At 71.6% G+C, this 17526-nt stretch carries 20 protein-coding genes and 1 pseudogene; 19 read left to right on the top strand and 2 right to left on the bottom strand.

What is annotated here, in order from left to right; genetic code table 11:
• Positions 1 to 84: 84 nt before the first annotated feature.
• The 18 genes and pseudogenes from flgB to ACLBWX_RS01490 all read left to right on the top strand — a co-directional run.
• On the top strand, positions 85 to 471 hold the full coding sequence (flgB, locus tag ACLBWX_RS01575; protein WP_447675336.1) for a flagellar basal body rod protein FlgB: 387 nt from the start codon (positions 85 to 87) through the stop codon (positions 469 to 471).
• Complete coding sequence (gene flgC, locus ACLBWX_RS01570; protein WP_447675335.1) at positions 471 to 887, top strand: flagellar basal body rod protein FlgC; 417 nt, start codon at positions 471 to 473, stop codon at positions 885 to 887. The genes flgB and flgC overlap by 1 nt, the downstream gene beginning before the upstream one ends.
• A 9-nt stretch (positions 888 to 896) precedes the next feature.
• Positions 897 to 1241, top strand: a complete 345-nt coding sequence (locus tag ACLBWX_RS01565) for a flagellar hook-basal body complex protein FliE (RefSeq protein ID WP_447675334.1) — start codon at positions 897 to 899, stop codon at positions 1239 to 1241.
• A 70-nt stretch (positions 1242 to 1311) separates the two neighbouring features.
• The gene (gene flgG, locus ACLBWX_RS01560) at positions 1312 to 2100 is read left to right on the top strand and encodes a flagellar basal-body rod protein FlgG (protein WP_056213247.1); all 789 of its coding nucleotides are present in this window, start codon (positions 1312 to 1314) and stop codon (positions 2098 to 2100) included.
• A gap of 146 nt (positions 2101 to 2246) precedes the next feature.
• Complete coding sequence (flgA, locus tag ACLBWX_RS01555) at positions 2247 to 2729, top strand: flagellar basal body P-ring formation chaperone FlgA (RefSeq protein WP_447675333.1); 483 nt, start codon at positions 2247 to 2249, stop codon at positions 2727 to 2729.
• On the top strand, positions 2729 to 3832 hold the full coding sequence (gene flgI / locus ACLBWX_RS01550) for a flagellar basal body P-ring protein FlgI (RefSeq protein WP_447675332.1): 1104 nt from the start codon (positions 2729 to 2731) through the stop codon (positions 3830 to 3832). The genes flgA and flgI overlap by 1 nt, the downstream gene beginning before the upstream one ends.
• Before the next feature lie 386 nt (positions 3833 to 4218).
• Positions 4219 to 4716, top strand: coding sequence for a MotE family protein (locus tag ACLBWX_RS01545; RefSeq protein ID WP_447675435.1), 498 nt, complete (start codon positions 4219 to 4221; stop codon positions 4714 to 4716).
• Entirely contained in the window at positions 4716 to 5432 is a 717-nt protein-coding gene (flgH, locus tag ACLBWX_RS01540) for a flagellar basal body L-ring protein FlgH (protein WP_447675331.1), read from the top strand. The genes ACLBWX_RS01545 and flgH overlap by 1 nt, the downstream gene beginning before the upstream one ends.
• A 24-nt stretch (positions 5433 to 5456) precedes the next feature.
• On the top strand, positions 5457 to 5954 hold the full coding sequence (locus ACLBWX_RS01535) for a flagellar basal body-associated FliL family protein (RefSeq protein ID WP_447675330.1): 498 nt from the start codon (positions 5457 to 5459) through the stop codon (positions 5952 to 5954).
• A gap of 46 nt (positions 5955 to 6000) precedes the next feature.
• Positions 6001 to 6771: a flagellar type III secretion system pore protein FliP gene (gene fliP / locus ACLBWX_RS01530; RefSeq protein WP_447675329.1), complete on the top strand. Its 771-nt coding sequence runs from the start codon at positions 6001 to 6003 to the stop codon at positions 6769 to 6771.
• A 359-nt stretch (positions 6772 to 7130) separates the two neighbouring features.
• The gene (locus ACLBWX_RS01525) at positions 7131 to 7679 is read left to right on the top strand and encodes a nucleoside deaminase (protein ID WP_447675328.1); all 549 of its coding nucleotides are present in this window, start codon (positions 7131 to 7133) and stop codon (positions 7677 to 7679) included.
• A 92-nt stretch (positions 7680 to 7771) separates the two neighbouring features.
• Positions 7772 to 9472 carry a flagellar basal-body MS-ring/collar protein FliF gene (gene fliF, locus ACLBWX_RS01520; RefSeq protein ID WP_447675327.1) on the top strand — a complete coding sequence of 567 codons (1701 nt, stop codon included), beginning with the start codon at positions 7772 to 7774 and terminating at the stop codon, positions 9470 to 9472.
• The gene (locus ACLBWX_RS01515) at positions 9472 to 10161 is read left to right on the top strand and encodes a hypothetical protein (RefSeq protein WP_447675326.1); all 690 of its coding nucleotides are present in this window, start codon (positions 9472 to 9474) and stop codon (positions 10159 to 10161) included. Before fliF ends, ACLBWX_RS01515 begins: the two co-directional genes overlap by 1 nt.
• A gap of 4 nt (positions 10162 to 10165) precedes the next feature.
• A complete protein-coding gene (locus ACLBWX_RS01510; RefSeq protein ID WP_447675325.1) occupies positions 10166 to 11551 on the top strand; it encodes a MotB family protein in 1386 nt (461 codons plus the stop codon).
• Entirely contained in the window at positions 11551 to 12795 is a 1245-nt protein-coding gene (locus tag ACLBWX_RS01505) for a chemotaxis protein MotC (RefSeq protein WP_447675324.1), read from the top strand. Before ACLBWX_RS01510 ends, ACLBWX_RS01505 begins: the two co-directional genes overlap by 1 nt.
• Entirely contained in the window at positions 12792 to 14522 is a 1731-nt protein-coding gene (locus ACLBWX_RS01500; RefSeq protein WP_447675323.1) for a flagellar hook-length control protein FliK, read from the top strand. Before ACLBWX_RS01505 ends, ACLBWX_RS01500 begins: the two co-directional genes overlap by 4 nt.
• Positions 14476 to 15078, top strand: coding sequence for a transglycosylase SLT domain-containing protein (locus ACLBWX_RS01495; protein WP_447675322.1), 603 nt, complete (start codon positions 14476 to 14478; stop codon positions 15076 to 15078). Before ACLBWX_RS01500 ends, ACLBWX_RS01495 begins: the two co-directional genes overlap by 47 nt.
• Before the next feature lie 145 nt (positions 15079 to 15223).
• Positions 15224 to 15535: pseudogene (locus ACLBWX_RS01490) on the top strand (cupin domain-containing protein); the annotation flags it as partial.
• Between the two features lie 74 nt (positions 15536 to 15609).
• Here the strand turns inward: ACLBWX_RS01490 and ACLBWX_RS01485 are convergent.
• Positions 15610 to 15771: a hypothetical protein gene (locus ACLBWX_RS01485; protein ID WP_447675321.1), complete on the bottom strand. Its 162-nt coding sequence runs from the start codon at positions 15769 to 15771 to the stop codon at positions 15610 to 15612.
• Positions 15772 to 16312: 541 nt separating this feature from the next.
• Here ACLBWX_RS01485 and ACLBWX_RS01480 point away from each other — a divergent pair.
• A complete protein-coding gene (locus ACLBWX_RS01480; protein ID WP_447675320.1) occupies positions 16313 to 16561 on the top strand; it encodes a hypothetical protein in 249 nt (82 codons plus the stop codon).
• Between the two features lie 260 nt (positions 16562 to 16821).
• On the opposite strand, the gene ACLBWX_RS01475 is transcribed toward ACLBWX_RS01480, so the two are convergent.
• Positions 16822 to 17505 (bottom strand): response regulator transcription factor, encoded by a 684-nt coding sequence (locus ACLBWX_RS01475; RefSeq protein WP_447675434.1) that lies wholly within the window; start codon positions 17503 to 17505, stop codon positions 16822 to 16824.
• Positions 17506 to 17526: the final 21 nt, after the last annotated feature.

The following is a 17526-nucleotide window of genomic DNA, read 5'->3' as shown; positions in this document are numbered from 1 at the left end:
CACGCACCTCCCACCCCCCGCCAGCCTCGGACAAGATAGCCGCCCTAAAGCTCCGGTCATGAACGATTGGGATCGGAACCGGCCGTGACAGGCGTCTACCTCTTCGACCTGGCCTCGCAGCAGGCGCGCTACCTCGCGGTGCGGCAGGCGACCATCGCGAGCAACGTCGCGAACGCCAACACGCCCGACTACAAGGCGCGGGACGTGGTGCCCTTCGCCGAGGTGATGGCCCGCACGGCCTCCACGGGCATGACCATGACGGAGAGCGCCCACGTCACGGCCGGCGAGGGCCGCATCCCGGTCAAGCCGGTGGCCGCCGGGGAGGCCTGGGACGCACTCTCGACCTCGAGCTCGGTGAGCCTGGAGCAGGAGATGCTCAAGGCCGGCACGGTGAGCCGCGAGCACAACCTCAACATGGGCATCGTCAAGGCCTTCGACCGGATGCTCAAGGCCGCGGTGCGGGGCAGCTGATGATCGACCCGCTCACCGCCTCCACCCGTCTCGCCTCCGCCGGCATGGAGGCGCAGTCCCTGCGCCTGCGCATCGCCGCCGAGAACGTCGCCAACGCGCAATCGGTGGGCGACGCCCCCGGGGCGGACCCCTATGCCCGCAAGACCGTGACCTTCCGGTCCGCCATGGACCGGGCGGCCGGCGGCCCCACCGTGGCCCTGCGCCGGATCGGCACCGACGACGCGCCCTTCCGCATCGAGCGCGACCCCGGCAACCCGGCCGCCGATGCCGAGGGCAACGTGAAGATGCCCAACGTCAACGTGCTGGTGGAGATGGCCGACATCCGCGAGGCCAACCGCTCCTACGAAGCCAACGTCCAGGTGATCAAGCAGGCCCGCGCCATGGTCGCCAGCGTCATCGACCTCCTGAGGACCTGAGACCGAGCGATGATCGAAGCCCTCACCTCGCTCGCCGCCTTCGACCGGGCCGCCGGCATCACCCGCACCGACAATGCCGCGCCCCTGGCGCGCACCAGCTTCCCCGTGCTGCCGGCGGCCTCCCCGGCCGCGCCCGGCACGGATTTCGGCGACGTCATGGCCCAGCTCGCCGGCGGCCTGCGCATCTCCCTGCGCACCGGCGAGGCCGCCGCCATCTCGGGCATCCAGGGCAAGGCCTCGACGCAGCAGGTGGTCGAGGCGGTGATGTCCGCCGAGCAGAGCCTGCAGACCGCCATCGCCGTCCGGGACAAGGTGGTCGCCGCCTATCTCGAACTCAGCCGCATGCCGATCTGACCTTTGCGCCATCCGAACCTCGCCCGACCGAACCCTGGCCGATCCGACGAACCGACGGGACCGTGACACCATGAGAGCGCTCGCCATCGCGGCCACGGGCATGAACGCCCAGCAGATGAACCTCGAGGTCATCGCCAACAACATCGCCAACCTGAACACCACCGGCTTCAAGGGCGCCCGGGCCGAGTTCACCGACCTGCTCTACCAGGCCGAGCGCCAGCAGGGCGTGCCGAACCAGGCCGGCCAGGAGCCGGTGCCGGAGGGCGCGATGCTCGGCCTCGGCGTGCGCACCGCCGCCATCCGCAACCTGCACCGGCAGGGCCCCCTGGCGAACACGGCCAACCAGCTCGACCTGGCGGTGAACGGCCGGGGCTACTTCCAGATCACCAACCCCAACGGCGAGATCAACTACACCCGCGCGGGCGCCTTCAACCGCAACAACACCGGCCAGATCGTCACCCTGGAGGGCTATGCCCTCGACCCGGCGGTCCTGATCCCCAACGGCGCCGTCGACGTGGTGATCAACCAGTCGGGCCAGGTCTTCGCCAAGGTGGACGGGCAGGTGCAGGCGCAGAATCTCGGCCAGATCACCCTGGCCAACTTCGCCAACGACGCCGGCCTGGAGCCCCTCGGCAACGGCCTCTACCGCGAGACCGCGGCCTCCGGCGCCCCCGTCACCGGCGTGCCCGGCGACCCGAGCTTCGGCAAGCTCCAGCAAGGTTATCTCGAGAGCTCGAACGTCGATCCCGTCAAGGAGATCACCAACATGATCACGGCCCAGCGCGCCTTCGAGATGAACTCGAAGGTGATCCAGGCCGCCGACGAGATGGCCGGCACGATCTCCAAGGGCATCCGCTAGGCCGAACGGTTTCCACTGAGCCGGCTCGGCGGCGGCGCCCGACCTCGACATCCCCAACCTCCGCGCGGCGGCGACGGGCGGCACCGGCTCCCCGCCGGCGCGCGCGGCCGCCCGTCCGGGCCTCCTTCCAAGGGCGCGACCACCTCATGGGCATTCACCTTCCGGGCTCCTTCCTGCGCACCCGGTGCCGCCTGGCGGCCCTCGGCCTCGCGCTGCTGGCCGGGCCGGCCGCCGCCGACGACCTGCTGCTGCCGGTGCCGACGGTGACGATCTATCCCGGCGACACGATCAAGGCCGCGATGCTGCGGGTCCAGGCCTATCCGGACACCTTCAAGGCGCGCACCGCCGTGGTCGACGCGCCGATGGCCATCGTCGGCCGGGTCGCGCGGCGGATGCTGCTGCCGGGCGAGCCCGTGCCGGTCAACGCCATCGACGATCCGCGCCTCGTCAGCCGGGGCACGCCGACGCAGATCGTGTTCGAGGAGCAGGGCCTGCTCATCACCGCCGTCGGCGCGCCGCTCCAGAACGGGGGCCTCGGCGACGTCATCCGCGTGCGCAACACCGACACCAACCGCATCGTGCTCGGCACAGTGATGGCGGACGGGCGAATCCGGACCGGGGACCGCTGATGCGCCGCTTCCTGGCGATCCTCGTCTCCCTCGCCCTCGCCCTGCCGATCCCGGCCCTGGCCGGCACCCGGATCAAGGACATCGCCACCCTCAAGGGCGTGCGCGACAACCAGCTCGTGGGCTACGGCCTCGTCACCGGCCTGCAGGGCACCGGCGACACCCTGCGCAACGCCCAGTTCACCGAGCAGTCGCTGCAATCGATGCTCGACCGCATGGGCATCAACGTCCGCGACGCGCGCCTGCGCACCCGCAACGTCGCCGCCGTGATGGTGACCGCCGACCTGCCGCCCTACACCGGCACCGGCTCGCGCATCGACGTCACCGTGACCTCGCTCGGCGACGCCACCTCGCTCAAGGGCGGCACCCTGCTGATGACGCCGCTGATGGGCGGCGACAGCCTCACCTACGCGGCCGCGCAGGGGCCGCTGGCGGTCTCCGGCTTCAGCGTCGGCGGCCAGGCCGAGACGGTGACGCAGGGCGTGCCCACCGCCGGGCGCATCCCCAACGGCGCCCTGATCGAGCGCGAGGTGCCGGGCACCTTCCGCGACCTGCCCGAGCTCGTGTTCGAGCTGAAGAACCCCGACTTCAAGACCGCCACCATGGTGGCCGACGCCATCAACGCCTATTCCCTGGCGCGCTTCAACCGCCGGGTCGCCGCCCCGCGCGACCAGCGCGCCATCGCCCTGCTGCGGCCCGGCAACATCGCCCAGACCCGGTTCGTGGCCGAGATCGGCGACCTCACCATCAACCCCGACACCCCGGCCCGGGTCGTCGTCGACCAGCGCACCGGCACGGTGGTGATCGGCCGCAACGTCCAGATCTCCACCGTGGCGGTGACGCACGGCAACCTCACGGTGCGGGTCACCGAGGCGCCGGAGGTCTCGCAGCCCGCCCCGTTCTCCAACGGGCAGACGGCGGTGGTCCCGCGCACGGAGGTGGCGGTCAACGAGCAGGCCGGCCGGATGGCGATCATCGGCGGCTCGGATCTCCAGACCCTGGTGCGCGGCCTCAACAATGTCGGGCTCAAGCCCAGCGACATCATCTCGATCCTGCAGGCGGTGAAGACCTCCGGGGCTCTCCAGGCGGAGCTGGTGGTGCAATGAGCGCGACGAGCGGCCTTCCGCTGCCGGGCGAGCCGGCCCGCCTCGTGGTCCAGAGCCGTCCGCCGGCGGCGTCCGGGCGCTGGCTCGCGCTGATGGCCCTGCGGGTGCTGCTCTTCGTCGGCGCCCTGGCCCTCGCCTCGTTCGGCCTCGGCCCGGTCCGCGCCGCCGAGGGCGGCCGGCCCGCGATCTCGGGGCTGAACCCGGGGCCGCTCCCGAGATCCGCCCCGAAGCCGGCGGTCCCCCGCCTCGCCGTCGCGGCCAAGCCGGTGACGGACCCCGCCGTCACGGTGGTGTCCCAGCCCATCGAGACCACGGGGGCGATCGACGCCAAGGGGATCGACGCCAAGGGGATCGACGCCAAGGGGATCGAGACGCAGGTCGCCGAGATCCGGGCGCCCGAGGCGGAACCGGCCAAGCCCGACCTCGCGAAGCCCGACCTCGCGAAGCCTGCGCCGAAGCCGCCGGCCTATTGCGCCAGCATCGCGGATGCCGCGGCGGACGCGCGCTTCGCCTGGCAGAAGGAGCAGCTGGCCATCCTGGAGAAGCAGGTCGAGGAGCGGATCGCCGCCCTGGAGGCCAAGCGCGCCGAGTACGAGACGTGGCTCGCCCGCCGCGACGCCTTCCTGGCCAAGGCCGACGAGGGCGTGGTCGCGATCTACACCAAGATGCGGGCGGATGCCGCCGCGCTCCAGCTCGCCAACATGCCCGACGAGGGCGCCGCCGCGATCCTGACCAAGCTCAACGCCCGCACGGCGAGCGCGATCCTGAGCGAGATGGAGGCCGCGCGCGCCGCGCAGCTGGCCCGCATGATGACCGAGATGGGCAAGACCGGCGCGGCCAAGGCCGACGCGGCCAAGAAGCCCCGCACGAGCGAGAAATCCTGATGTTGTCCAACACGTTCCGGGCCGGCCTGATCCTCGCGCTGGCGGCGCCCGCCCTCGGCGCCTGCAACACCCCGGTGGACCGGATCGGCCAGGCGCCGCTGCTGACGCCGATCGGCACGGGCCTGCAGCCGCCCCGCGAGGCGCTGCCGACCACCTACGGCTCCCTCGGGCGCCGCACCTATCACTCGACCTGGTCCCCGGGCAGCGCCGAGATGTTCCAGGACCCGCGCGCCCGCAACATCGGCGACGTGATCACGGTCTCGATCCTGATCGACGACAAGGCGCAGTTCGGCAATTCGAGCGACCGCTCGCGCAGCCAGAAATCGGGCCTCGGCTTCGATTTCGGCTACGGCGTCTCGGGTCTGAAGGATTCGGCCACCGCCGATACCGGCATCCGCTCGTCCACCGAGACCAAGGGGGCGGGCAACATCGACCGCTCGGAGGTGCTGCGCCTGCAGGTCGCCGCCATCGTCACCGAGCAGATGCCCAACGGCAACGTCGTGATCAGCGGCTCGCAGGAGGTGCGGGTCAACAACGAGGTCCGCGTCCTCACCGTGGCGGGCATCGTGCGGCCGCGGGACATCTCGCGCAAGAACACCATCGACTACGACAAGATCGCCGAGGCGCGCATCTCCTATGGCGGGCGCGGCCGCATCTCCGACGTGCAGGCGCCGACCTTCGGCCAGCAGGTCTTCGAGACCCTGGCGCCGTTCTGAGACCTCGGGAGCGGGAGCGCAGCCATGGCGGCCAAGACCGGCGACAAGGCGGACGACAAGAAGGGCGGCGGCAAGGGCTGGATCCTGGCGCTCGCCCTGACCAGCCTCGTCGCCATCGGCACCGGCGGCGGCCTGGGGATGTACCTCCTCTCCACCGTCGAGAAGGCGGTGGACGTCAAGAAGAAGGACGAGGAGGATAAGGCGGTCAAGGTGCTGAAGTACACCGGCGACCTCGCCCTGCGCAGCGTCGGCTCGGTGGTGACCAACCTCGCCGACACCAACGACGCCTGGGTCCGCCTCGAATCCTCGGTGGTGTTCAAGACCGGCTCCGTGCCGAACCCGGACGTGGCGCTGGCCGAGATCCGCTCCGACATCGTCGCCTACCTGCGCACGGTCTCCCTGAAGCAGCTCGAGGGCGCCAGCGGGCTGCAGCACCTGCGCGAGGACCTCAACGAACGCGTCGCCCTGCGCACCAAGGGGCAGGTGCGCGAGCTGATCGTCGAGATGCTGGTGGTGCAGTAGGGCGCCGTCGCCGGAGCCCCGTCCTCCTCGGCTGCTGGGAAGAACCATGAAACCGCTCACCACCGAAGGCCTCGCCCTCGCCGCCGGACTCGCCGCCGGCCTCGCCCTCGCGGGGCCGGCCCTGGCCCAGTCGGCCACGGGGCTTCCGGCCCTCGACGCCCTGCTGCCGGCCGGCAACGGGGCGGCGAGCGGGCGCATCCTGCAGCTCGTGGCGCTGCTCACCGTGCTGTCGCTGGCGCCGGGCCTCCTCGTCATGGTGACGAGCTTCACCCGGTTCGCCATCGCGTTCTCGTTCCTGCGCTCGGGGCTCGGCCTCCAGAGCACGCCGGCCAACATCTTCCTCGTCAGCCTGTCGCTGTTCATGACGTTCTACGTCATGGCGCCGACCTTCGACCGGGCCTGGAACGAGGGCGTGAAGCCGCTCACCGAGAATAGGATCTCCGAGGAGGAGGCGATCCCCAAGCTCGTCGAGCCGTTCCGCGAGTTCATGATCCAGCACGTGCGCCCGAAGGATCTCCAGACCTTCACGGATCTGGCCAGCCGCACCATCCCCAAGGCCGAGGGCGGCGAGAAGATCGACCTGCGCATCCTGATCCCGGCCTTCATGATCTCCGAGCTGCGCCGCGGCTTCGAGATCGGCTTCCTGATCGCGCTGCCGTTCCTGGTGATCGACATGATCGTCTCCACCATCGTCATGTCGATGGGCATGATGATGCTGCCGCCCACGGTGATCTCCCTGCCGTTCAAGGTGCTGTTCTTCATCCTCATCGACGGCTGGAACATGCTGGTCGGCGGGTTGGTGCGATCGTTCTTCTGAGGCGGAGACCCGCAGCGCATGGTCCCACGCAGAACGGCGCTTTTCCCTTGTGAACGCGGGTCCGACCCGTTCGCCTAACGAGATGGAAACGCTGTTTCACAGCACAGGGCGGAGGCTCTGTTTTTCGCTCACCCGATCGGTGCGGCCATGTATCCTGCGCGTGTGCGGTCAGACTTCGGAGATGCTTGATGTTTCGGTCCTGTTCCTGTTCGGAGAGCCATTCCGGCGACTGCACGATACCGGGCGAGCTCGGCCGGCGCGCCTTTCTGGCGAGTGCCGTCGGGGTCGGGATGTCCCTGGCCATGGCACCCGGAGCCGTCGCGCAGGCCGCCCCGGTTCCCCCCGGGCGGAAGGCGTTCATGGAAGAGGCGACCCGGCTCGCGATCGAATCCGTCGAGAAGGGGTGGGGCGGGCCGTTCGGAGCCGTGATCGTCAAGGACGGGGAGATCATCGGGCGCGGCCAGAATCGCGTGCTGTTGACCGGCATTCCGGTCTTCCACGCGGAGATCACCGCCATCATGGACGCCTCCGCGCGACTCAACCCGAAGGCCCTGCTCGGCAGCGATTACGGCGCGGGCACGATCCTGGAGATGATCCCGCGTGAGCCCGGCTCCCCCGATCCGGTGGCCGAGCGGGCCAGGATGCTCAAGGGCTGCGAGATCTACATCAACGGTGCGCCTTGCCCGATGTGCATGAGCGCCATCTACTGGTCGCGGATCGACCACGTCTACTTCGCCGCCAGCCTCAAGGACACGAGCCAGATCGGTTTCGACGACGCCTTCCAGTACGAGGATTTCGCCAAGCCCTGGGATCGGCGCCGCATCCGGGTCAGTGAGAACTTCGAGCGCGAGACGGGGCTGAAGGCCTACGAAGCCTGGATGAAGAAGGCGGACCGCCACCCCTACTGAGCGCGGCCCCCGCGGCGGCGCAATCTCCGCGCAAGGCTGGCGGGCGATGGGACGCTGTCGGATCGCGGATCCGTAGCGGAGCAGCCCACCGAATGTCCGGTCTTCAGCACGCCGAACGGCTCTGGAACAACATCCTCGCGCTCGGCGGCCGGCGGATCGCCGCGCTGTCTCTGATCGGCGTGGTGGTCTTCCTCGCCGTCGGCCTCGGGGCGCTCTATCTCAGCCGTCCGGCGCAGGAGACGCTCTATACGGGCCTCAGCCGCGAGGATGTCGGCCGCATCGGCAGCGTGCTCAAGGACGCCAACATCCCCTTCGACGTCAGCGCCGACGGCGCGGCCGTGCTCGTCGCCTACGGCCACACCGCCCAGGCCCGGATGCTGCTCGCCGAGAAGGGCCTGCCGCAGAGCGCGAAGTCCGGCTACGAGCTGTTCAACGATCTCGGCTCGCTCGGCATGACCTCGTTCATGCAGGAGGTGACCCGGGTGCGCGCCCTGGAGGGCGAGATCGCCCGCACGATCCAGGGCATGAAGGGCGTGAAGGCCGCCCGCGTCCACATCGTGCTGCCCGACCGCGGCTCGTTCCGCCGCGACCAGCAGCCCCCCTCCGCCTCCGTGGTGGTGCGCACCGAGCCGGCCGACGACGTCAGCGGCGCCCAGTCGATCCGCCACCTCGTCGCTTCCGCCGTGCCCGGCATGAAGCCCGACCGCGTCACCGTGATCGGCTCGGACGGCTCGCTCCTGCTCTCGGGCGACGATGCCTCGGCGGTGCCCACCGGCAAGATGGCGACCCTGGAGAAGACCATCGGCCACGAGGTCCAGGACAACATCCGCCGGACCCTGACCCCCTATCTCGGCGTCGGCAACTTCGAGGTCAGCGTCGCGGCGCGCCTGAACACCGACAAGACCGTGCAGAACGAGACGATCTTCAACCCCGACCAGCGCGTCGAGCGCTCGACCCGCGCCGTGCGCGAGACCGAGAACTCGCAGAACCGCAACGCCTCGCAGCGCCCGACGAGCACGCAGCAGAATCTGCCCGACCAGCGCGCCCGCTCGGACGGCAACGACACCGCCAGCAACGAGACGCAGAAGCGCGAGGACCTCACCAACTACGAGATCTCCTCGAAGACGATCCAGACCGTGAGCGACGGCTACAACATCAAGCAGATCTCGGTGGCCGTCCTCGTCAACCGCGCCCGCCTCGCGGCCCTGGCCGGCCCGGATGCCGGCAAGGCCGCCATCGACGCCCAGGTCGCCGAGATCGAGCAGCTCGTGGGGTCGGCCGCCGGCTTCAACAAGGACCGCGGCGACAACGTCAAGGTCGCCGCCGTCGGCTTCGTCAACGACGGGCAGCCCCTGGAACCGGTGGCGCCCCTGAGCCTCACCGACGTGCTGATGCGCCAGTCGGCCACCCTGATCAACGCCGGCACGATCCTGCTGGTCGCCGGCCTGCTGATCTGGTTCGGCCTGCGCCCGGCCATGCGCGCCATCCTGGAGATCCCGGCCGCCCAGCAGGAGGAGGCGCGGGCCCTCGCCGCCGCGGCGGAGGCCCAGGCGCTGTCCGGCGGTGCCGCGAACGCGGCGCTCGCCGGCCCGAACGTCACCGCGCTCGGCGGCGACCCGGACGCCCTCCCGAGCCTCGCCGGCCCCGGCCAGAACCCGGTCGCCAGCATGATCGAGGACCTCACCGAGAAGCTGAACCGCTCCCCGCAGAAGAGACTTGAGCAGATGATCGAGGCCGACGAGGCGCAGGCCGCCGAGATCCTGAAGCGCTGGCTCATGCGTGAGGCCGCGTGATGGCTCCCGCGATCGCCCGCTTCCTCCCCGACTTCTCCGACGCCGTGGCGCCGGTGCGCGGCGCCCCCGCACATCGGGCCGCCGCGCCCGCCCCGGCTTCCGCGCCGCCGCCCCGTCCCCCGGAAGGGCTCGCGGCCCTGCTGCGCAGGCCCGTGGAACCGCCCGAGGACCGCGAGGCGCTTCTGCGCGCCGCCGAGGCCCGGGGCCTGGAGCGCGGGCGCGCGCTCGGCCGTGCCGAGGCCGGGGCCGAATCCGCCTCGGTGCTCGCCTGCCTCCAGGCCGACCACGATGCGCGCCTCGTCGAGCTGCGCCAGGCCTGGTGCGCACAGGAGGGCGACCGCCTCGCGGCCGGCTTCGCCGATGCGCTCCAGGCCCTCGGCGCCGGCCTGACCGACCGGGTCGGGCACCTCCTGGTGCCGGTCCTGACCGAGGCTCTGCGCCGCCAGGCCGTCGACGAACTCGCCCAAAGCCTCGCCCGCATCCTCGGCGACGCCCGTGCGCCCGTGCGGGTGAGCGGCCCGGCCGACCTCCTCGACGCGGTGTCGGGCAAGCTCGGCCCCTTCGACGCCGCCGTCGAGTTCCTGCCTTCGGAGGCCGTCGACGTCTCGGTGCAGGCCGACCAGACCGTGATCGAGACCCAGCTCGGCGCCTGGGGCCGCCTGATGACCGCTGCGGTCCGGGGAGCCTGACCCGATGGCGGACGAGGGCCACCACGAGATCATCATCATCAAGCGCCACGGCGACCACGAGGACGGTCACCACGGCGGCGCCTGGAAGATCGCGCTCGCCGACTTCATGACCGCCATGATGGCGCTCTTCCTGGTGCTGTGGCTGATCGGCTCCACCACCAAGGAGACGAAGTCGGCCATCGCCGAGTACTTCAACCCGGTGAAGCTCGCCGATGTCAGCTTCGACCGGAAGGGCCTGCGCGACCCCCAGAACAAGCCCGGCGAGCCCGCGCCGGACGAGGGCAGGCCCGACGGCGGCACCGGCGACGGCACCACCGAGGGCAAGGGCGGCAAGGCGGATTCCAGGACCGACGGCAAGGCCGACGGCAAGGGCGGGTCCGGCCCGCCGGGCAGCCGCGCCCGCGAGGCGGCCCTGTTCCAGGATCCCTATGCGGTCCTCGCCAAGCTCGCCGCCGAACTCGAACCGGGACCGGAGACGGCCTCGGCCGACGCGGTCGCCACCGAGACCGGCGAGCCCGGCATCAAGGGCGGCGAGGCGGCCCGCGACCCCTTCGACCCCCTCTACTGGCAGGTCGCGCCCCTGGCCAAGACCCGCACCGAGCAGGCCGGATCCACCGGCACGGTGACGCCGCTGCCGCAGGAGACCCGCCCCGACGTGCGCGCGGCCGTCCAGGGGGCGAAGCCGGCGGCGATCAAGGTCGCCTCGGCGCTCCCGGGCGAGTCCGACGCCAGGGTCATGGCGCTGCTGGCCAAGGCCGAGGCGCCCAAGGACCCGAAGGCGGAGGCCAAGGCGGCCGCGGAAGCCAAGACGGCTTCGGAGGTCAAGGCGGCTGCGGAGACCAAGATCGTGCAGGAGGCGAAGGCGGCCGAGGCGAAGATCGTCGAGGCCAAATCGGCCGACGCGCGGGCGGCCGATGCCGCCGAGGCCGCGGCGATGGCCGAGATCAAGGCCGAGATCGCCAAGGTCCTCCCGATGGAGGGCGGCGCTCCGGCGCCCCGCACGGAGGTCCGCCGCACCGGCGAGGGCATCCTGATCAGCCTCACCGACGAGACGAACTTCGCGATGTTCAGCGTCGGCTCGGCCGAGCCGCAGGCCAAGGTGGTGCGGGCGCTGGAGCAGGTCGCGCGCATCCTCAAGGACCGGCCCGGCCGGATCGTCGTGCGCGGCCACACCGATGCGCGCCCCTTCCGCTCGGAGGTCTACGACAACTGGCGCCTGTCCTCGGCCCGGGCGCAGATGGCCTCCTACATGCTCGTGCGCGGCGGCGTGCCCGATGCGCGCCTGGAGCGCATCGAGGGCTACGCCGACCGGCAGCCGCGCAACCCCGCCGATCCGAAGGCGGCGGAGAACCGCCGCATCGAGATCCTGCTGCGGGCGCGGCCCGAGTGATGCGGGCCGCCGTGATGCGCCGCGCGGGACTGGCCGGCCTCCTGCTCGCCGGGATCACCGTCGTCCCGGCCGCACGGGCGGCGGAGTCTCACGGCGGCGGCGATCACGGCGCGGCCCCGGCCGCACCGGTCGAGCCGCTGCCGGTCGCCCCGCGCCCGCTGCCGGTCGAGCTCGTGCGCACCCTTCAGCTGCTCCAGGACCGGATCGCCCAGGGCTCCGCCCAGGCCCATCACGGCCAGCGCGCCTTCCTGTCCCTGGCCGAGTCGCGCATGCTCGGCCTCGCGCCCGAGGCCTGGGCCGATCCGGCCAGCGTGCACGCGGCGGTGACCTTCGCGCTGGGCGGCGGCGGGCCGGCGCTGCTGCGCCACCTCGTCGCCTCGGGCAAGGTGCCGGAGGCCGAGCGCCCGGTGGTGTTCGGCGCGCTGGCCTATCTCGAGGGACGCGAGAAGGAGGCCCGCGCGCTCCTCGTGAAGATCGACCCGCTCGTGGTGCCGGTGAGCCTCGGGGCGCAGCTCGCCCTGGCGCAATCCGCCCTGGTGGTGCGCGACGACCCGACCCAGTCGATCCGCCTCCTCGACCTCGCCCGCCTGCTCGCCCCCGGCACCCTGGTGGAGGAGGGCGCGCTGCGCCGGGAGATCTTCGTGCTGGCCCAGGCCAACGACCTGACCAAGTTCGAGTCCCTGGCGGTGCAGTACCTGCGCCGCTTCCGCCACTCGGTCTATGCCGGCAACTTCCGCCAGCGCTTCGCCGCCGCGCTCACCCGCCTGGACTTCGCCGGCGACGAGGCCCGCTTCCGGCGCCTCCAGGCCATGCTCGACGAGATCGAGCCCGAGGGCCGGCGCGAGCTCTACCTCCTCGTCGCCCGCGCCGCCCTCGACCAGGGCAAGACCGCCACGGCGGTGTTCTCGGCCGAGCGCGGCGTCACCCTGGCGGAGCCCGGCTCGGTGGAGGCGGTGCGCGCGCGCCTCTACCGGGCCGCGGCCCTGGTCGTGGTGGACGGGCGCTTCGAGGAATCCGTCGAGACCCTGCGGATGACCGATCGCACCGTGCTCGAGCCCGCCGACCGCGACCTCCTGGACGCCGCGCTGTCGACGGCCCGGGAGATCCGGGCGGGGGCGCCCGCGCCGGTTCCCGTCCCGGCGGAGCCGAGCGGCCCCCGCGTGCTGCCGGTCGCCCCATCCATCGCCCGGGCGCAGGACGCCATCGGGCGCATCGACGCGATCATGCGGAGGAGCGAGCGTTGAACACCCTCGGTGCCACCAGTCCCGGCCCCCGCGCCCTGCCGGAGACGCCCGGTCCCCGCAGCGCGGGCATCGATGCGCCGGATTCCGATCGCGACGCCTTCGGCACGGTGCTGGGCGCCCTGTCGGGCCAGGGCCGGCCGGATTCGGCGACGCCCGAGGCCGACCGGCCCGGCCGCCGCCGCGACGACGAGGCCGAATCCGCTCCGCGGGCCTCCGGCGAGGAGACGGACCCCCTGGCGCTCCTCGCCCTCGTGGTGCCGACGGCCGTCCCCGCCGGGATGCCGGCGCCGAAGCCGCAGGCGATCTCCCTCGAAACCCTGGTCGCCCGCGCCGCCCCGGACCCCGCACCCGGACCCGCCGCACAGGCCGCCGCCGCGTCGGCCCTGTCCGCGGCCGGCGCGCCGGACCTCATGGCCGGGACGGACTCGGTCGCGGCCGGGCTCGTGCCGCAGCCCGCGACCGCCGAGGGCCGGACCCGCGTCGCCGTGCTCCAGCGCGAGACCCACTTCGCGCCGGTTCTGCCGAGCCTCCTCGGCGGATCGCCGGCGCCGACGCCCGCCACCCTGCCGCCGGCTCCGGCCGATGCCGCCCTCGCGGGCACGCCCCGGCTCGCGGCGGGCGCGGCGCTGCCGCCCGGTTCCGCCACGGTCCAGACTTCCGGCGCATCGCCCGCACCGAGCGGTGCGGCGCTCGCCGCCCATCCAGCGCGCACCGTTCATCCAGCGCTCCCGGCCGCCGCCGAAACGCCTCGGGTGGAGCCCCCGAACACGACGCTCCCGACGGGTCCGGCGAGCCTCGCCTCGTCCGGCGCGCCCGTCCTCGCGGCCCCGGCCGCGCCCGCCTCGCCCCCTGCTGCGGCGGCCGTCGCGGCCGCGGTGCCGGGGCTTCCCGCCGCCGCGGTCGGCGACCGGACCCGGCCGCCGGGATCGCCTCGGGGCGAGGGGGCGGCCTCCGCTTCCGAGGCGGCAGCCTCCGCTTCCGAGTCGGCCGTCGGGCTCGCGGAGCCGGCGGCGACCGAGCGGCCCGCCGCGACGCCGCGACCGATCCTGCGCGTGGAGCCGGTCTCGGCCTCCGGCGATGCGGCCGCCCGCGCGGGCGGCACCCTGCCCGAGCCGGTCCAGCCGAATGTCGGCGAAGCGAGCCTGCCCGCCGGCTCCCTGCCCGGTCCCGCCTCCGCGCCGGCCCAGCAGGTGGCCGCGGCCGTCCTGGCGGAGCTGCCGCGCGGGCCGGCCGGTGCCATGGCCGGTGCCTTGGCGGGTGCGCTGCCCGGAGCCCCGGCCGGGGAGGGTCCGCTGAAGCTCCTCACCCTGCAGCTTCATCCGGCCGATCTCGGGACCGTGCTGGTGCGGATGCGCCTGCGCGACGGGCAGCTCGAGCTGAGTCTGCAGGCCAGCCGCGAGGACTCGGCGCGCCTTCTCCGCGAGGGCGGCGAGGTGCTCAACGACCTGCTGCGGCAGGGCGGATACCGCCCGGAGAGCGTGACCGTCACGGTCGCGTCGACCCCGGCGGACGGCCGGGGCGCGCAGGGAAATCCAGGCTCGCAACAGGGACAGGGCGCACAAGGCTTCCCGAGCCAGGGTGAATCCGGCGCCAACCAGGGCCGACCCAGCCCGGACCAGGCCGGAGGCCGGTCCTCCCGGGGCGGCGATCCGTCCGCCACCGATCTCCACGAGCGGATGCATGAGAGCGTTTCGAGCAGCCCTGACCGCAGCGGCGTTTACCTCTAGCCTCGGCTCGAGCTTCGCCAACAGCGCGCCCCCGGCGCCGGGCAAGGCCGCGGCGCTGCCCGCCTCGGCCAATATCTGCGAGCGCGAGATGGCGGGGGCCTCGGCCAAGCACGGCGTGCCCCTGGGCGTGCTCTACGCGGTGGGGCTGACCGAGAGCGGCAAGCGCGGCTCGCTGCAGCCCTATGCCATGAACATCCAGGGACGCGCCTATTTCGGCACCAGCGCCGCCGACGTGCTGAGCCAGCTCGCCCAGGCCCGGGCGAGCGGGATCAAGCTCGTCGACCTCGGCTGCATGCAGATCAACCACCACTACCACCGCGAGAAGTTCGCCAGCCTGGAGGCGATGATCGACCCGCGCCAGAACGTCGAATACGCGACCCTGTTCCTCAAGCAATTGAAGGCCCGGGAGGGCAGCTGGACCCTGGCGGTGGCGCGCTACCATGCCGGGCCGAACAACAATCCGGCCCAGAAGCAGTATGTCTGCCGGGTCATCACCAACATGGTCGCCACGGGCTTTGGCGCCTGGACGCCGGGCGCACGCAGCTTCTGCCAGTAGGGCGCTTGAGCGGTCCTGCGTCCGGACCCCGTGGTCGCCCCCGTCCCGGACCCCCTCGTCCGCGCTCCACGGTGCTCGGACGTTCCCCGGATGCGGATTGGCGTCCATGACGTTGCGCGCGTCCCGGCTCTGATCAGGAACTTCGATGGCCTTCGTCTGCACCATCCCGGCAATGGCCACGGTCCAGCAGGACGACGCGACCCTGCGCATCACGCGGTGGGACTTCGCGCCCGGCGCGGTCACCGGCTGGCACGCGCACGGATGGCCCTATTTCGTCGTGATGCTGGTGGCGGGGACCCTCCGGGTCCACGATGGCGAACATGTCACCGACACCCCGCTGGAGGCCGGACAGGCCTATGGCCGCCCGGCCGGCATCCGGCACGATGTGATGAACGGCTCCGACCACCCGATCGCCTTCGTCGAGATCGAGGTGAAGCGGCCGGATGCCCTGGTCATGGGGCCGGTATCCGGAGAGACGCCGCCTCCACCAGCCGATTCCGGGACGAGCGCTCGGAGCCCGGCCGGGTTTCGCTAGGCCGAGGCCGCGCGCTTCTCCTGCCATTCCTCCTGGATCAGGTGCATCGACGGGGGCAGGCCGAGGACACGGCGATAGACGGCGACGCGCCGCAGCGCAGCGCGCTTTTCGTCATCCGATCGGGCGCGATACAGCCGTTCCACGGAACAGAGCAGCATGTCCGCGTCACGGGCCGGCAGGGCAGCCAGGGTATGCAGCGTGGGGAGAGCGGACCGAGACATGGGCATGCCCGGGGAACGCCCGGACCGAACGGTCGGGACCCTCACGGCTGTGTGAGCGCGCCGTCATGGTGAACGGATCGCCGAAGAGGGTCGGCATCTCGACAGGGGGATGGCGGGTTCCTGTCGGCCCATCCCGACATCGATCGGCATGGTCGGAACCGGATGCGCAAGACATTGGCGGTCTTGCCGAAGTCAAAACAGCACAAGTGCCGGATCTCACCGGGCAGCATCAAAATACACTTGAGATACCGGAAAATTTAATTTGTGGAGCTGAATCCGAGTTTTTTCAGCCATGCGCCGAACACATGACAATTGGCGACGAGCGCGTCATCTCCTCCTCTGGGGCATGCGCTATAGTGGGTGAAATCATCCGTTGGCGCATTATGGTGCGTTGCAAAATGAGCAATCCGCAGCGCACAAAAATATGGTTCTCTGTTCTCAACGGCGGGCCTGTTGCCAGCCAAACCGGAGAACTCAGATGCGCGCGACCCGCCTCCTCGCCTTGACCGTCCTCGCTTCCACGACCTTCGCCACGGGCGCGGCCATGGCGGGCGAGGCCCTCTACCTGACGCCGCCGCTGTTCCGTGAGCAGGCACGCGAGACCCAGCAGGTGCAGAGCGTCAGAGACCTGACCACCACGCCTCAGCCCGTCTCCCCGGCAATGCCCGCCACCGCCGCCAAGACCGCAAACGCCGGTGGCGAGGTCGAAACGACCGGTTCTTTCTGAGCGGACGAAGACCGCGACGACGGAACGGCGGCGGCGGCCCGGTGGTCCGCCGACGACGGTGAAGCAGGCTCATCGAGCGATCCCTCCGGGGTTCGCCTCGCTGAGCCTTTCGTCGTATCTCCGCGCCACGGCGTTCGCCGTCGGCGACCCGGTTGGCCAAGCCTCCGGGGGTGCAAGCAAGGTCTCCGCGGTTGAAGGCGTCGGTGGCGCGCGGCCGCCGGGATTGCCCTCGACGCGAGCCCCGTCGGCACCGACCCGCATTAGCCGATGAAGGTGTAGCCCATGAAGCGCTTGGCCTCGATCGGATCGTAGCCGAGGCGCTGGCTGAGCTTCTTGCGCAGCTTGCTGACGTGGCCCTCGATGACGCTTTCCTCGACACCGTTGCTGTAGACGCCATAGACGATGTTGTAGATCTGCGACTTGGTCATCCGCCGACCCCTGTTGCGGACCAGGCATTCGAGGATGTGTCGCTCGCGGCGCGGCAGCGGCAGCACCGCGCCGTCGACCTCGGGATCGCGCCCGTCGAAATGCACCTTCAGGCGCTCGGGTTCGGGCGCCGCCTCACGGGGCGGGGCCGCCTGCGCGTTCACCCGGCGCCAGATCGCCTCGGAGCGCGCCAGGATCTCGCGGATATGGACGGGCTTGGGCAGAACGTCGTCGATGCCGGCCTCGAAGAGCTGCAGGGTCTGGTCGAGGGAGCGCACGTCGCTGAGCGCGATGATGGGCGCGCGCGACAGCTTGCGGATCAGGGTCGCGCACTTCGCCCGGTCCTCGAAATCGCCGAGCAGGAAGCCCTGGATCGCGTCGCGGTCGACCCGGGAGGAGGACTGGAACCACTGGGTGAATTCCTGCGGATCGAGGCCGAGGGAGGAGATGCCCTCACGGTCGAAGCTCGCCTTGTAGCCGGAATTCACCGAAGGCCGCTCGTCGACCAGGACATACATCATCGATCTCCGGATGATCTT

This window comes from Methylobacterium sp. M6A4_1b (assembly GCF_053345175.1).
The sequence above is the reverse complement of the archived record's forward strand: the minus strand, read 5'-3'. Positions and strand labels throughout refer to the sequence as shown.